Genomic DNA, 14,376 nt, shown 5'->3' with positions numbered 1-14,376 from the left:
CGCACCGGTCGGCGACGTCGGTCCAGCCGGCGATGGCACGGTCGATGTCCTCGTCCGAGGGCACGACCACAGCCAGCCAGGCGAGTCCCGCGTCCGAGAGCACCTTGCCCTGGAACATCGGTTTGTCGGTCTCCCAGTAGCGCCAGCCCTCGACGCGCGACGGGATGTCGGCGATGCCCGCCGCGGTGCGGAGCACCTTGCAGGAGTCGAGCCGGGCACGGACCGTCCAGTGCACGCGGTATCCGAAGGCGCGGTACCAGAGGTTGCCGTACTTGCCGTCGCTGATCTCACGCGTGTAGTCGTGACCGGTGAAGATCATGTGCCGCTTCTCCAGGTGCGGCGTGACGGCCCGGGAGAGCTGGCGCACGATCGTGTCCGGCGTGAGCTCCGTGCTGATCGACCGCAGCTTGTCGAAGTTCGCCTCGACGAACGCGAGGACCTCGTGCTCCCGGTGGACACTCGCCGTCATCGAGCCGCCGGGGCCGTCGATGAAGCGGGTGCGCGGGATGTAGAAGTGCCGCGGCTCCAGGGAGTGGATCCTGAAGAAGGTCCCCCTGTTGCAGTCGTCGCCGATGCCGGCGAGGTGGATGTGGCGCTTGTGGCGGTGGATGCCATTCGTCGTGACGACCGGCTCGTCCGGGTCGAAGTCGTCGTTGTCCTCGTCCTGGTCGTGGATCTGGGTGACGATGGAGTCCTTGATCGCCTGCTTGAGCTTCTTGTCCTTCTTCGGATCCGCCGCGAACGCCGGAGCCGCCACGCTGGCGGCGAGCACCACGGACAGGGTTCCGGCCGTGGCGAGCGTCAGCAGCGCCTTGACCGGCCCGCTCTCGGTCTTGGTACTGGTTCGGGAACTGGTGAACATCTGAGGTTCCGTTCCTCTCGGAACGCGGCAGATGGCCGCGGTCAATCCATTGGCCGGAAAAGGCCCCCGTTTACACGCCGCGCATGCACAGCGTGACGGTAAAGATGCTTACAGTTGCCGCGAGCCATCCCATGACGCCACGCCGAATCGGAATTCCCCGTACAGGGAAAGCAAGGGTGAAAAAGCGTCAACGAGCGCCGCATCATGCCATTGCCGGTATTCCGCGTGGCGAGTCGCCCGATTTGACGGTGTTCACCACAGCGGAGTACCGGGCGGAAAACGGAATAAAGGGCGAAGGCCGAAATTTACCGTCAGGTGCCGAGAAAGCGTCGCACTCCGGCCGCGATCCAGATCGTCGACAGGGCCGCGTACGCCGTCAGCAGCGCCATCGGGGCCGCCGACAGCGCCACCGCCACGACGGCGGCCACGGCCAGCAGCGCCGACCAGCCGTACAGGACCTTGCGGGCGCGCGGCGAACCGGTGTGCCCGGCCTCCTGGACGGGCGTCACCATCGCCATGAGCGCGGCCCCCGCCGTCGCCAGAGCCTCCAGGCCCGCCGCCGCCCCCGCCGCCAGCACGGTCGCGCCGGCGACCGGCAGGGCGCAGCACAGCGCGGCCACCCGCGCGTCGCCGCTCGCGAACATCAGCCTGGTCGCCTTGCCCCGCGCCAGGCGCAGCGTGGTGAACGCCTCGGCCACCCACGCCCCCCAGTGGAGCAGCGCGATGAGGACGAACACGACGACGAGCGCCGGCATGGCCGGCAGCAGCAGCACCAGCCATCCCCGGCCGAAGAACCTCTCCCGCAGCCGCGTCAGCGTCCGGTAGACCGGGTTGCGCTGCTTGAGGGCGGTCAGCAGCAGCCCGCGCGCGGTGTCGAAGCCGGGGTCCAGGCTCAGCACCTCGCGGAAGGCCGAAGCCGCCTCGGCGGGGTCGCCCGCCGCCAGCGCCGCCTGCCCGTACGCGAGGTGGGCGAGCGTGCTCTCGGGGCTCAGCGCGATGGCCCGCGAGGCGGTGGCCCGCGCCTGGGCGCCGTCGCCGAGCCCCGCGAGCGCCAGCGCCAGCAGGCTCGCGAGGTCGGACTCCTCGGGATCGACGGCCAGCCCGCGCCGGGCCGCATCGGCCGTCTCCCGCCACTGGCCCGCCTGCAGGTGCGCCCGCGCCAGCACCTCCCAGGTCAGCGCCTCCTCCGGGGACAGGGCCAGGGACGCCCGCGCGGCCGCGATCGCCTCCGGCAGGCGGCCCGCGCCTCTGTGGACCTGGGCGGCGACGTAGTGCGTGAACCAGTGCTCCGGCGCCAGCCGCACGGCCTCGTGCGCCTCCGCGATCGCCTCGCCGTGCCTGCGCTGGGCGTCGAGGGCGACGGCGAGGTAGGCGTGCGCGGTCGCGTGCTCCGGAGCCTCAGCCAGGACGCCGCGCAGCTCCCGCTCGGCGTCGGCGGGGCGGCGCAGCTCCAGCAGCGCCCGCGCCCGCTGGAGCGCGCCGGCCGCGGGCGGGGACGGCAGCGTCATCGCACCTGCTTGATCCAGGGCATCAGCTCGTCCCAGGCGCCCGAGTCGTTGGCGTGCATCACGTAGTTGCGGGCGGTGCCCAGCCACTCGCGCACGGCGGCCGGCTTGACGGCCTGCGCGGCCGCCAGCAGGTCGGGCGTCGACAGCGGGATGGCCCGGCCCGCGCTGATCGACTGGTGCAGCTTGGCCTCGACCGCCCGGTCCACCACGCCCTTCAGGTCGGCGCCGGCGAACAGCTCCGTGACCCGGGCCACCGCGTCGAAGTCCATCTCCGCCAGCGGCTTGTCGCGGCAGAGGATGCGCAGGATCGCGGCGCGCGCCGCGTGGTCGGGCGGCGGTACGAACACGAGCTGGTCGAAGCGGCCGGGGCGGCGGAAGGCCACGTCGATGTACCAGGGGGCGTTCGTGGCGGCCAGGACCAGGACACCCTCGTTGGCGTGCTGGTCCACGCCGTCGAGCTCGGCCAGGAACTGGTTGACGAGCTGGCGGTTGTGCGCCTGCCGCATGTCGGAGCGGCGCGCCGCCAGGGCGTCCACCTCGTCGAAGAACAGCACGCACGGCCGGTTGCGCCGGGCCAGGTCGAACACGGCGCGCAGGTTGCGCTCGCTGGAGCCGATGTACATGTCGAGGATGTCGGAAAGGCCGACGCTCACGAACGCGGCGCCGAGCTCGCCGGCCGCGGCCCGGGCGAGGTGGGTCTTGCCCGCGCCGGGCGGGCCGTACAGCAGCACGCCGCCGCCGGCCCGCTTGCCGAACGCCTTGAACAGCTCGGGCTGCTGGATCGGGAGGAGCAGCTTGACCCGCAGCGCCTCCTTGACGGCCTCCATGCCGGCCACGTCCGAGAACGAAACGGCGGACCGCTCGACCTGGGAGCCGCCGGGCCCCTCCGCCGGCTGCTGCGCCGGCCCGCCCTGCCCGCCCCACGTCGCACCGCCCGCGGGAGCTCCGGGAGCGCCCCAGGAGGGTCCAGGAGCGCCCCAGGAGGAGCCTGGCGCGGCGGACGGGCCGGTCGGGGCGATCGGCTGGGGCGTCAGGCGGGCCGCGAGGTCGGCGTCCGCCACCGACGGGTCGCGCGAGACGGCCTCGTGGTAGCGGCGGGCCGCGCCGTGCGCGTCCCCCTCCCCGAGCAGCGCGCGGGCGGCGATCACGCCCAGCCGCGGCGCGTGGCCCGGGATGGACAGGAACGGCTCCAGGACGGCCAGGGCCTGACCGTGCGCGCTCTGCCGGACGAACGCCTCGGCCAGCCCGGCGGCGATCTCCGGGTCCTTGGGCGCCAGCACCAGCGCGGCGCGGTACTCGGCCTCGGCCTCCGCGAGGTACCCCTTGGCCAGGAGCTGGTCGGCGAGGTGCCGTCGCAGAGGGAGATTGTCCGGCGAGAGGCGCGCCGCCTCGCGCAGCGCCTGGAGTCCGGCGTCGTCGAGCACGCGCGCGGTCCCTTCTGTCGATCGGGTTACGGTCGGCAAGCCTAGAGCTCGCTAGGCTACCGAAATCCCCCGATCGCCGGACCGTGTGGGGCGAACCGGGCAGCCGGTCAGCCGCCGGCGATCTGCTCGCCCGCGTAGTCGAGCAGCCGCTCCGCCGTGCCGAAGCGGCGGGTGTTCTGGTCGCCGAGCAGCACGCCGACGACCTCCCGGCCGCCGCGCTCCCCGGCGAACAGCAGGCAGAATCCCGCGTCGTTCGTGAAGCCGGTCTTGACGCCGAGCACCCCGTCGGCCTGCTGGAGCAGTTTGTTGGTGTTGCGCCAGGTGTGCGCCCGGTGCACCGCCGACTTGGCCACCTTGTGCACCTCGGCGCCCACGACCGCCCTGAACGTCGAGTCGTCCAGGGCGACGTCGGCGAGCTTGACCTGGTCCACGGCCGTCGAGTAGCCGCCCTTGGCCGGGGTCGGCAGGCCGTCGGCGTTGGTGTAGCGGGTGTTCGTCAGGCCGAGCCGCTTGGCCTCGGCGTTCATCTTGGCCACGAACGCGGTCATGCCAGGGCCGTACCTGCGCGCCAGCGCGTTGGCCGCGTCCGCCCCCGACGGCAGCATCAGCCCGTACAGCAGGTCGCGGATCGTGAGCCGCTCGCCCTTCTTCAGCGCGGCCGTGGTGGCGCCGTTGCTCGTGGCGTGACGCACGTCCGCCGCGGTGATCTCGATGGTGTCGGTCAGCCGCGCCTCGCGCAGCACCACGCGCGCGGTCATGACCTTGACCAGGCTGGCCACCGGGACCCGGCGCGTCTCCCGCTTGCTGAAGTGGACCGTTCCGGCCGAGTCGGTGACGTACGCCTCCTTCGCGGCGACCGCCGGCAGCGCCGCGGCCTGCACCGCGCTCCTGAGCGCGGACGCCGGCGCGGAGACGGCCGGCGCGGCCCCCGCGGGGGCCGGAGAGGCGACCCCGAGGGCGAGAACGAGAGTGGCAGAGCCGATGAAACCCCCAATACGCATGGCGACATGGTCCCAGGTGATCAACGCTCCGTTTGCCGAACCAGGTCTCAAAGACGCGACAACAAGGACCAGTGCCGGGTAAACCGTCGTTACGGACGACGGCGAACGGGGGCGTCATGACGGGCAAGTACCTCATCAGCAGGGACGAGACGGGCACGTTCCGCTTCGCGCTGGTGGCGGCGAACGGGCAGACGGTCGCGGTCGGCGAGGGGTTCGCGACGAAGGCCGCCTGCGTCAACGGGATCGAGTCGGTGCGCAGGATTTCCCCGGACGCCACGGTCGAGGACCACACCCACCTCCCCGTGTGACCCGGGGGCGGGAGGGCCCGGGGGGTCAGGCGGCGAGGACCTTCTCGGCGCGCTTTCTGCGCCGCCAGAGGACGAAGGCGACGGCGCCCGCCATCCCCAGCACGGCCACGACCACGGCCGTCACCGGCGACGACGCGGCCAGCTGCAGCCAGCCCCACACCAGCGCGGTCAGCCCGAACCACCACAGCGGCGCCCAGGTCAGGCACCCCAGCGCGCTCGCCACCACGTACCACGGATAGGAAACCCGCAGCGCCCCGGCCACCCAGGGCAGCGTGTGCCGCAGCATCGGCACCCAGAAGCAGCCGTAGACGGCCAGCGCGCCCCACCGCTCGACGACGCCCTCGATCTTCGCGATGCGCTCGCGGCCCAGCCGCACGCCGATCCGCGAGTCGTACAGCCGCTCGCCGAGCTTGCGCCCGACCCAGTAGTAGACCTGGAACGCCCCGAACAGCGCCACGATGAGGATGACGCCCACCAGCCAGTACGGCAGCCCGAGCCAGAAGGGCTCACCGGGGGAGGGGACGGCGAGTGCCCGGCGCCACATAGCGGAACATCACCCCCAGATCGTACAAAGGTCAGCCTAACCTTAGTTCACGCTCAAGCTTGCCCGCCACAGCGCTCCGGCCGCCACTCCTCCCCATCCTGCCGCACCGGCGGCCTGCAAGGACGCCGCAAAAAGTGCAAGTCACCGACAACCGCCCCGCAATCGCTCTCGCTTACACCTGTACGTGAGCGAAGAGGAGTCACGATCATGGGGACGAGAAGCGCCGCGGTCCTGGTCAGCGGTACGGCGAACACGGCCAAGCTGTTCGTGGCGGCGTTCGCCTTCACCGCCGCGTACGTGGGGTTCTCCGCCTACGACACCGCGAGCTCCGCTCCTCGCGACGAGCGGACCGTGACGCTGTCGGCCCGCGAGATGCCGATGACCGCGCCGCTCGCGTCGAGCCAGTCCCCGGCCGCCCCCGGCTCGGTGACGGTCGCCGAGACGCGCAGCGAGGCCGGGTGCGCCAAGACGTTCACGGCCCGGGGCGTGGTCGTGAACCCCGACCCCGACGGCACCGCGCTGTACACCTGGCGGCTGGCCCGCCTGAGCCCGCGCGGCCACGCGTGGCGCGACTACCTGGTGGACCACGCCGGTTTCGCCGGGCGCCAGGAGAGCGTCGACTGGTCGCCGCGCATCACCGGCAACCCGGGGTGGTACCGCGTCGAGCTGTCCGTGCGGGGCGCCGGCACCGTCAAGAGCAAGCGCTTCCAGGTCACCTGCTGACAGCGTTCTCCCTAGTGGCCGACCGACCGGCGGGCGGCCTCCACCCAGCGGTGCACGCCGACCCGCTCCGCGACCTCCAGCGCCTTGATGTAGTGGTCGCGCGCCGCCTCCGGCTGCCCCAGCCGCAGCGCGAGGTCGCCGAGCGTCAGCGCGACCGGCCACAGCGCCACCACGCCGGTGCCCGCCCCCGCGATCCGGTCGGCGAACGGCACGAGCTTGTCGTAGCAGTCGACCATCCGCTCCCGGTCGTCGAGCAGCATCCCGGCCAGCGCCCGCCAGGTCATCGCCAGCTCGTACAGGAAGTCGGGCCGGACCGGCGGCCGGACGGCGGCCACGGCCTTGGCGTCGGCCAGGTGCCCGGCGGAGGCGAGCGCCAGCGCGTACGCGTCGAGCGTCCACTTGGCGCCCCGCTGGTGCGCCTCGGCCAGCAGCTCGACCGTCTCGGCCGCGCGGCCGGCCACCAGGTGCAGGCAGAACGTGGTGATCAGCGGCAGGTCCTGGCGGCCCTCCAGCATGCCGGCGCGCGCCGTCATGCGGGCCGCCTCGCGGTAGGTGCGCTCGGCACCCGCGTAGTCGCCGGCGATCATCAGCCGCTGCCCGGAGTACCAGGCGCAGACCGCGGCGGGCGCGGACAGGTCGTACTGCCGGGCCAGCCGCTCGGCGGCGGCGGCGTGCTCGTCGGCCACGGCGAACTCGCCGCGGGCCGCCGCGCACTCCAGCAGCACGAGATGGGAGAGCGCCTGGGTGGCCATCTGGCCGGAGCGCTGGGCCACCTCCAGCAGCTCGCGGCCGATGCTCTCGCGGGTGTCGACCGCCGGGATGTCGTACGACTGGCGCAGCCGCCCGCTCAGCGCGGCGGCCAGCAGCACCGGGTCGCCGCTCTGCCGGGCCAGCTCCAGCGCCTCCAGCGACGCCTGCCGCCCGCGCTCGGGCGAGGAGGAGCCCTCCAGCTCCAGCGCGAGCGTGGTCAGCAGGCTCGCGCGCAGCGTCTGCTCGCCCTCGGGCAGCTCCATGAGCGCCTTCTCGGTGACGTCCACGATCTCCCACGCGGTGCGGGTGAAGTCGCGCGCCATGCCCTTGTGGGGGACGGCCAGCGAGGCCGCCACCCGAGCGGTGATCTCCAGGTCGCCGAGCGGCAGCGCGGAGTCCATGGCCTCGCGGCGCAGCAGCCGCGCCGCGGTCATGTCGCCGCACAGGGCCAGCGCCTTGATCCGGTGCAGCATGAGCTGCAGCCGGTCGCGGGTGTCGCCGCCGGTACGGTCGAACGCGGCGATGGCCTGCTCCCACAGCGCCGCGCCCTCGCGATGCGCGAAGCGGCGCTCGGCCTGCTCGGCGGCCAGCCCGGCGTAGTGGACGGCCTTCTCGGCGGCGTCGGCCAGGAAGTAGTGATGGGCGAGCGCGGCCACGTCGGACGGGGCGCGCCGCTCGATGACCGCCGCGACCGCCGCGTGCAGCCGGGTGCGGCGCAGCCGGGACGCGTCGGAGTAGATCGTGTCGCGGACCAGGTCGTGGTCGAAGCGCAGCAGCCCCGGGCCCGGCTCGGTGACCAGCCCCGCGAGTAACGCCGCCTCGACGGCCTCGACGACCGCGTCCTCATCGCCGGCCACGTCCACCAGCACGTCCACGTCGACATCGCGGCCGATCACGGCGGCCTGCAGCAGGATCTGCTGGGCCCCGGCGGGCAGGCGCGAGATGCGCCGCCGCAGCACGTCGCGCACGCCCGACGGCACGCGGGAGAGCACCTCGGTGGCGCTGGCCCGGTCGGCGGCGGCCTCGGAGTCGAGCAGGCGGACGGTCTCGCGGACGAAGAACGGGTTGCCCGCGGTGCGCTCGACGATCGACTCGACCGCGTCCTCGTCGATCTCGCGCACGCACGTCGCCCGGACCAGCTCGGCCACGGCCTTCGGGTCGAGCCCCGACAGCTGCACGCGCAGCGGGCCGAGCCGGGCCAGCGAGGCCAGCACGTCGGACTGGCCGTCGTCCAGCTCGCTCTCGCGGCAGGTGACCACGAGCATCACCCGGCTGGTGGCCAGCAGGCTGGGCAGCGCCCGCAGCAGGGCGAGCGTCTGGTCGTCGGCCCAGTGCAGGTCCTCCAGCGTCAGCAGCATCGGCGCCCGCCGCGCCACCCCGGCGAGGTAGCCGCCGACCGCCCGGTGCAGGCGGAAGCCGCCGGACGCCTCGTCGTCGTCGGGGTCGGGCGCGGCGTCGTCCAACAGCGGGGCCAGGAGCTGGGAGTACTCGCCCGCGCCGGTGCGGCCGACCAGCGAGCGCAGGATCTCCACCCACGCCCAGCCGGGTGGTGTCGCGCTGGAGTCGGGGCAGGCGCCCGAGGCCGCCATCCAGCCGTCGGCGGCGAGCCGGCTCTCGAGCTGGCGCAGCAGCGTCGTCTTGCCCGCTCCCGCGACGCCGGTGACGATCGCGACCTGGAACCGGCCCGTACGGCCGGCGGCGGTGGTCAGCCGCGCCAGCTCGGCGTCGCGCCCGACGAACGGCTCGGGCTCCAGCGGGGGAGGCTCGACCGCGGCGGCGGGCCGGGGCGGCCAGGTGTCGCCGACCGGCACGGGCCGCGGCGGCCGGGGCACGGTGGCCAGCTCCAACTCGGGGGCCTGGGCGAGGATGTCGGACTCCAGCTTGCGCAGCGCCGGCCCCGGGTCGATGCCCAGCTCGTCGGCCAGGATGCCGCGGGCCCGGCGCAGCGCCGCCAGCGCGTCGCCCTGCCGGCCGCAGCGGTAGAGGCCGAGGGCCAGCAGCCGCCAGCCCTCCTCGCGCAGCGGATGCTCGGTGGTCAGCGCCTCCAGATCGGGCACGGTCTCGGCGTGCAGGCCGAGACGCAGCCCGGTGTCGGCGTGGCGCTCGCGGGCGACCAGCCGCAGCTCGGTCAGCCGGTTGACCTCGGCCTCGGCCCACGGCTGGTCGGCGAAGTCGGAGTAGGGGGTGCCGCGCCACAGCCCGAGGGCCTTCTGCAGCCGCCCGCGCGCCGACTGCGGGTCGCCCTCCTCCAGGTGCTCGCCCGCGGCCCGGACGAGCTGCTCGAACGTGAGCGCGTCGACCTGGTCGGGCGCAACCCGCAGCGCGTAGCCGGAGGCGACGGTCACCAGCAGCCGGTTGGGCCCGCCACGCGGGCGACCCGGCTCCAGCACGCGGCGCAGCCGCGAGATGTAAACCTGGAGCCCCGACTGGGCTCCCTTGGCCGTGTCGTCATCCCACAGGTCGTACAGCAACGTGTCGACGGGGACGACCTGACCTCTGGCCACGAGAAGGCGGGCGAGGACGGCCCGCTGCCGCAACCCGCCGAGGTCGAGTTCGTCGTCTTCGTACGCCTCGACTGGCCCCAGAACCCGGAACGCCACCATGTCAGCCGCCACGCTATGCAAGCTTCCGAATCGCGCACAAGGTCTTTGTTTCGTTTCGGATGGTCACGGGGAGGCCTTCGAGATCGCGGACGGGGGCTCCGTGGCGGTGCCTCGGCCGTCACGCTTGCGCAGCAGCGCCCACGCGCCCAGGGCGAGGCCGCCGAACGGGATCTCGATAGTGTAAGTCCAGAAGCCGAACAGCAACGCGGTCGCCGTGGCGGGCGCCGCCGGTACCCCGAACGCGCCGGTGAGCAGGAGCACGACGCCGCCCTCCATGATGCCCGCGCCGCTGGGGGTGATCAGGGCGCTGGTGAGCACCCGCGACAGGGCGAAGACCGCGATCGACTGGGCCAGGCCGGGGTAGGCGCCGGTGGCCAGCATGCACACGGCCATGATCGCCCACTGGAACCCGAGGAAGAACACCATGCCCAGCGACAGGCCGGGCCAGCGGGTGTGGACGACGTCGGCGGTGTCGGCGCGCAGCCGTTCGAACGCCTCGGAGGCGTGGAAGCGCAACCGCAGCAGGCGGACCACGGAGTCCAGGCCGCGGCCGAGGAGCCGGGCGGCGCGGTCCCAGTAGAGGGCCGCCGCCACGACCGCGCACAGCACGAGGATCGACACCGCGCCCACCCAGCCGGCCCGGGCCACGGTGTGGTTGGGCGCCTCGCCCGCCATGAGCAGCGCGATGATCCCGACCGCCGGCAGGATGAATCTGAACAAGGTGTTCCAGATGCCGCTGACCAGCGTCATCACCACGATCGGGCGGTTGCCGAACCCCCAGCCGCGGGTCATGGCGAACGTCAGCGCCACCCCGGCCGCGCCGCCGAACGGCAGCAGGTTGCTCACCGCGCTCCCGGCCGCGTTCAGCGTGAGCGCCTGCGTGTGGCCGAGGCCGGGCAGCGAACCGGTCAGCACGAACGTGTACGCGAACAGGCTCAGCAGCCACAGCGCGGTCATCAACGCGATCACCGGGAGGCCGAGCGTGGCGAACACCGCGCCGATCTCGTGCCAGGAGACCGGCTTCCCGGTCAGCGCGTGGACGATCTGCGGCAGGTAGACGACGAGCACCACCGCGAGTGCGAGCGACAGCGCGGAGAGAGTGATCTGGACCCACTTGTTCTTCATCGTGTCCCAGTCTGCCCCTCGCGGGCGCGGCCCGGATCGCCCGTGGGTGTCAACTCGGCCACGGGTCGAGAGGATGGCGCAGGCGGGTGCCGGGCGGGACGTCGCGGCGGACGAACCACTCGGTGCCGAACACCAGGCGGTAGAGCGGGCCGGGCACCTTCAGCAGCACGGCCAGGGTGCGGTCGCCGTCGCCGCCGCTCGCCTGGGAGGCGTGTGCGGCCATGGCGGCCCGCTTCTGTTTCGTGTACTTCCGTACGTTGACCCGGTGGGTGATGACCTCGCCGGGCGAGTAGGCGCTCTCGAACGTCCGCACGTCGAACTCCGGCGGGAACCGGTAGACCTTGCCCGCCAGCCGCAGCAGCCTGACCAGCGGGTCGCGGTCGACCGTGGCCTCCAGCACGATCGGCGTGCCCGCGAGCTCCGCGGCCCGCCGCCCCACCCGGTGGACCTGGACGTGGTCGGGATGGCCGTAGCCGCCCGCCGGGTCGTAGATCGACAGGAGTTCGGCCTCCTCCTCGCGGAGGATGTCGGCCAGCCGGCCCGCGGCCTCCTCGGTGTCGGCGTCGATGAACGCGTCGTCGGGCCGCTCGTCGGCCACGCCGCCCTTCGGCCTGAGGCCCGAGTCGCCGTAGCCGAGACACTCCACGCGGGCGCACCCGAGCAGCGCGGCCGACTCGTACAGCTCCTTCAGCCGGGTGCGGCCGAGCTCCTCGCCGGGCTCCATGTCGGCCAGGCCGCGCTCGCCCGCGGTCGCCACCACGAGCACCACGCGGTGCCCCTCGGCCGCGAGCATCGCCATCGTGCCCGCCGTCAGCAGGGCCTCGTCGTCGGGATGGGCGTGGAAGAACACAGCGGTACGTGGAGGCACAGGCCCAGATTAGTCTGGGAGGGGTGCGGATCTTTCACGTGAGTGACTGTTACCTGCCGCGGCTCGGGGGGATCGAGGTTCAGGTCGCCGACCTCGTGCGGATGCAGAGGCAGGCCGGCCACGAGGTCGAGGTGGCCACCGCCACCAGGGGCGAGGCGCTGCCCGGCGTCCACCGGATCGTCGCGCCGATGCCGTTCGACCTGCCCGTCCACCCGGCCGGCGTGGGGCATCTCACGCGCCGCATGAGAGCCTCGCGGCCCGACGTGGTGCACGTCCACACGGGGGCGGTCTCGCCGTTCGCCTGGATGGGGGTGCGCGCGGCCGTACGGGCCGGGCTGCCGTGCGTGGTGACCGTGCACAGCATGTGGGACCCGCTCACGCGCGCCCTCTACCGCCTGCTGCGCCTGGCGTACGGGTGGCAGCGCTGGGGCCTGGTGGGCACGACGGTGAGCAACGCCGCTGCGGCGCCGATCCGCGCGGTCGCGGGCGCGCGCGTGCCGGTGCGGGTCGTCTCCAACGGGCTGGACCTGTCGGCGTGGCGGACCCTGGCCGGCGATCCCTCCGAGGGGGGTGAGGTGCACATCGTCGCGGTCGGCCGGCTGGCGCCGCGCAAGCAGCCGGTGCGGCTGCTGCGGCTGCTCGACCGGGCGCGGGCCGCGGTGCCGGCGGCGGTGCCGCTGCGGGCCACGATCGTGGGCGACGGGCCGGCGCGCGGGTCCATGGAACGCTACCTCGCCCGGCGCGGCATGACCGGCTGGGTCTCGCTGCCCGGCCGCTACACGCGCGAGCAGATCGCCAAGGTGCTGGAGTCGGCCGACGTGTTCGTGGCGCCCGCGCCGCGCGAGTCGTTCGGCATCGCGGCGCTGGAGGCCCGCGCCGCCGGGCTGCCCGTGGTGGCGCGGGCGCAGAGCGGGGTGGCCGACTTCGTCCGGCACGGCACGGAGGGGCTGCTCGGCCGCGACCTCGGCGAGCTGGCCGCGGCGGTGGCCCGGCTGTCGGCCGACGCGGAGCTGAGGGCCCGGATCACCGCGCACAACCGCGCCACGCCACCGGCCGCGGGCTCCTGGCCGGCCGTCCTGGAGGGCTTCGACCGCGCGTACGCCCAGGCCGCCGGCCTGGTCCGGGCCAGGGGCGGCCGGATCGGCTAGGGCCGGTTGAGCACCACGTACCCGTCGCGCTCGAACACCCTGCGGTAACCCTCGGCCTCCAGCCTGCCGACCGTCGCGGCCTGGTCCTCCGCCGAGCCGAACGGGAACTCCCAGCGGGCCGTGTCCGCCACCACCCACGGGGCGCCGCGCGACTGCCCGGTCCACAGCAGGACGGTGGCGCGCGCGGAGAGCGCGGGCCCGACCGAGTTGGCGGCCTCCACGACGACGCCCGCCGGAACCTTGGACACGGCCTCGCGGGCCGCGGCCACCTTGACCTCGTCGCCCCGGTAGAAGGCCGGATGGTAGAGCTGGTCCAGGGCGAAGCGGGGGACCAGCGTCACGGCGATCACGCACGCCCCGAACGCCCAGGCCAGCTTCAGCGACCGGTCGTCGGAGCGCCGGAACCGGCGCAGCAGCCGCGCCAGCCCGTCCACGCCCGCGCACAGCAGGATGACCACGGTGAACGCGCTGTACTGGAAGTCCGCCTGCCACCACAGGGCGCGGTCCGACAGCATGCGTTCGAGCACGTGCGGCAGCGCCGCCAGCGACAGCGGCGACAGCAGGCAGAGCAGCAGCGTCGGCCAGGCCATCAGGAAGAGCGTGTCGACCTTGGCCTCGTCGTCGAACGGGATGAGGATCGCGCCGACGGGGTCGCGCAGCAGCGTCAGCACGGCGCTCGGCGCGTCCGGCCCGAGGTGGCCGTACGCCCAGAAGTCGTCGGTGCTGCCGCCCAGCATGGGGATGAGCGCCCCGCGCGTCAGCATCACCGCGCCCGCGCCGATCGCCGCGCAGCACAGGCCCCGGAAGCGCTCGCCGGTGACGAACAGGTAGATCGCGAACCCGATCACCATCAGCCCCATGTCCTCCTTGACCAGGAGGAGCCCCGCCATCGCCGTGAACGCCGGCAGGTGCCGTCCCGCGTGGTAGCGCTCGATCATGATCGAGGTGAGCAGCGGGACGAACATCACCTCGTGCGCGTCGAACGCGATCGCCTGCGCCACGGGCCACGACAGCGCGTACGCGACGGCGACGAGGTAGGCGGGGACGGTGCCGAGCACCCGCCGGGTGAACAGCCACACGAACGGGATCGCGGCGGCGAACAGCAGCGCCTGTGCGACGACCAGCGACTCCGGCCCGTCGTGGATCCAGTAGAACGGCGCGAGCAGCGCGTACGCGGGGGAGAAGTGGTCGGCGATCTGCAGGTACTCGAGCCCCCGGCCGTGGAAGGCGCCGACGGCCGGCACGTACGGGGGCCGGAAGTGCGCGTAGTTGCGCACCGCCTGGTCGAAGATGACCAGGTCGAAGATCGAGGCGCGGAACGTGGCCAGCTTGACGAGGCCGACGGTCGCGTACATCGCGGCGGAGAGCAGGGCGATCAGGCCCACTCCGAGCCGGTGATCGCTCAGCTGGAGTCTCCAGCCGCTGAGGCGGAGCTGCCAGGGGGAGGAGGAGGTGGCGGGGGTCGCCTCGGTGTCGCCCGCCAGCGTGTCGCCCGTCACGAGCAGCTAGGTT

Annotated in this window: 12 protein-coding genes; 3 read left to right on the top strand and 9 right to left on the bottom strand. The window is 73.5% G+C overall.

What is annotated here, in order from left to right:
- The 4 genes from AB0H81_RS29290 to AB0H81_RS29275 all read right to left on the bottom strand — a co-directional run.
- The coding region (locus AB0H81_RS29290) for a hypothetical protein (protein ID WP_358381013.1) at positions 1-862 on the bottom strand (862 nt) is incomplete at its 3' end.
- A 311-nt stretch (positions 863-1,173) separates the two neighbouring features.
- The gene (locus AB0H81_RS29285) at positions 1,174-2,370 is read right to left on the bottom strand and encodes a tetratricopeptide repeat protein (protein WP_358381011.1); all 1,197 of its coding nucleotides are present in this window, start codon (positions 2,368-2,370) and stop codon (positions 1,174-1,176) included.
- Positions 2,367-3,794 (bottom strand): AAA family ATPase, encoded by a 1,428-nt coding sequence (locus tag AB0H81_RS29280; protein WP_358381009.1) that lies wholly within the window; start codon positions 3,792-3,794, stop codon positions 2,367-2,369. The genes AB0H81_RS29285 and AB0H81_RS29280 overlap by 4 nt, the downstream gene beginning before the upstream one ends.
- Positions 3,795-3,901: 107 nt before the next feature.
- Positions 3,902-4,795, bottom strand: coding sequence for a serine hydrolase (locus tag AB0H81_RS29275; RefSeq protein ID WP_358381007.1), 894 nt, complete (start codon positions 4,793-4,795; stop codon positions 3,902-3,904).
- 116 nt (positions 4,796-4,911) lie between these two features.
- On the opposite strand from AB0H81_RS29275, the gene AB0H81_RS29270 reads away from it, so the two are divergent.
- Positions 4,912-5,103: a DUF1508 domain-containing protein gene (locus AB0H81_RS29270; protein WP_358381005.1), complete on the top strand. Its 192-nt coding sequence runs from the start codon at positions 4,912-4,914 to the stop codon at positions 5,101-5,103.
- Between the two features lie 25 nt (positions 5,104-5,128).
- Here the strand turns inward: AB0H81_RS29270 and AB0H81_RS29265 are convergent, their stop codons facing one another.
- Positions 5,129-5,647 carry a VTT domain-containing protein gene (locus tag AB0H81_RS29265; RefSeq protein WP_358381003.1) on the bottom strand — a complete coding sequence of 173 codons (519 nt, stop codon included), beginning with the start codon at positions 5,645-5,647 and terminating at the stop codon, positions 5,129-5,131.
- Positions 5,648-5,854: 207 nt separating this feature from the next.
- On the opposite strand from AB0H81_RS29265, the gene AB0H81_RS29260 reads away from it, so the two are divergent.
- Positions 5,855-6,370: a hypothetical protein gene (locus AB0H81_RS29260; RefSeq protein ID WP_358381001.1), complete on the top strand. Its 516-nt coding sequence runs from the start codon at positions 5,855-5,857 to the stop codon at positions 6,368-6,370.
- Positions 6,371-6,381: 11 nt separating this feature from the next.
- Here AB0H81_RS29260 and AB0H81_RS29255 read toward each other — a convergent pair whose 3' ends face one another.
- From AB0H81_RS29255 to AB0H81_RS29245, 3 genes are read right to left on the bottom strand one after another with little or no spacing between them, the layout of a single operon-like run.
- On the bottom strand, positions 6,382-9,735 hold the full coding sequence (locus tag AB0H81_RS29255; RefSeq protein ID WP_358380999.1) for a BTAD domain-containing putative transcriptional regulator: 3,354 nt from the start codon (positions 9,733-9,735) through the stop codon (positions 6,382-6,384).
- 51 nt (positions 9,736-9,786) lie between these two features.
- On the bottom strand, positions 9,787-10,848 hold the full coding sequence (locus tag AB0H81_RS29250) for a lysylphosphatidylglycerol synthase domain-containing protein (RefSeq protein ID WP_358380997.1): 1,062 nt from the start codon (positions 10,846-10,848) through the stop codon (positions 9,787-9,789).
- Positions 10,849-10,897: 49 nt separating this feature from the next.
- On the bottom strand, positions 10,898-11,716 hold the full coding sequence (locus AB0H81_RS29245; protein WP_358380995.1) for a PIG-L family deacetylase: 819 nt from the start codon (positions 11,714-11,716) through the stop codon (positions 10,898-10,900).
- Between the two features lie 38 nt (positions 11,717-11,754).
- On the opposite strand from AB0H81_RS29245, the gene AB0H81_RS29240 reads away from it, so the two are divergent.
- Entirely contained in the window at positions 11,755-12,864 is a 1,110-nt protein-coding gene (locus AB0H81_RS29240) for a glycosyltransferase family 4 protein (RefSeq protein WP_358380993.1), read from the top strand.
- Here AB0H81_RS29240 and AB0H81_RS29235 read toward each other — a convergent pair.
- Entirely contained in the window at positions 12,861-14,363 is a 1,503-nt protein-coding gene (locus AB0H81_RS29235; RefSeq protein WP_358380991.1) for a DUF2079 domain-containing protein, read from the bottom strand. The genes AB0H81_RS29240 and AB0H81_RS29235 overlap by 4 nt on opposite strands.
- Positions 14,364-14,376: the final 13 nt, after the last annotated feature.

The sequence above is a fragment of the Nonomuraea sp. NPDC050691 genome, assembly GCF_040654455.1.
Lineage (GTDB): Bacteria > Actinomycetota > Actinomycetes > Streptosporangiales > Streptosporangiaceae > Nonomuraea.
The sequence above is the reverse complement of the archived record's forward strand: the minus strand, read 5'-3'. Positions and strand labels throughout refer to the sequence as shown.

Excerpts from the sequence above, each read along its gene's own strand:
- AB0H81_RS29260 (WP_358381001.1), top strand. The coding sequence starts at position 5,855 with ATGGGGACGAGAAGCGCCGCGGTCCTGGTCAGCGGTACGGCGAACACG.
- AB0H81_RS29270 (WP_358381005.1), top strand. The coding sequence starts at position 4,912 with ATGACGGGCAAGTACCTCATCAGCAGGGACGAGACGGGCACGTTCCGC.
- AB0H81_RS29265 (WP_358381003.1), bottom strand. The coding sequence starts at position 5,647 with ATGTGGCGCCGGGCACTCGCCGTCCCCTCCCCCGGTGAGCCCTTCTGG.
- AB0H81_RS29250 (WP_358380997.1), bottom strand. The coding sequence starts at position 10,848 with ATGAAGAACAAGTGGGTCCAGATCACTCTCTCCGCGCTGTCGCTCGCA.
- AB0H81_RS29285 (WP_358381011.1), bottom strand. The coding sequence starts at position 2,370 with ATGACGCTGCCGTCCCCGCCCGCGGCCGGCGCGCTCCAGCGGGCGCGG.
- AB0H81_RS29275 (WP_358381007.1), bottom strand. The coding sequence starts at position 4,795 with ATGCGTATTGGGGGTTTCATCGGCTCTGCCACTCTCGTTCTCGCCCTC.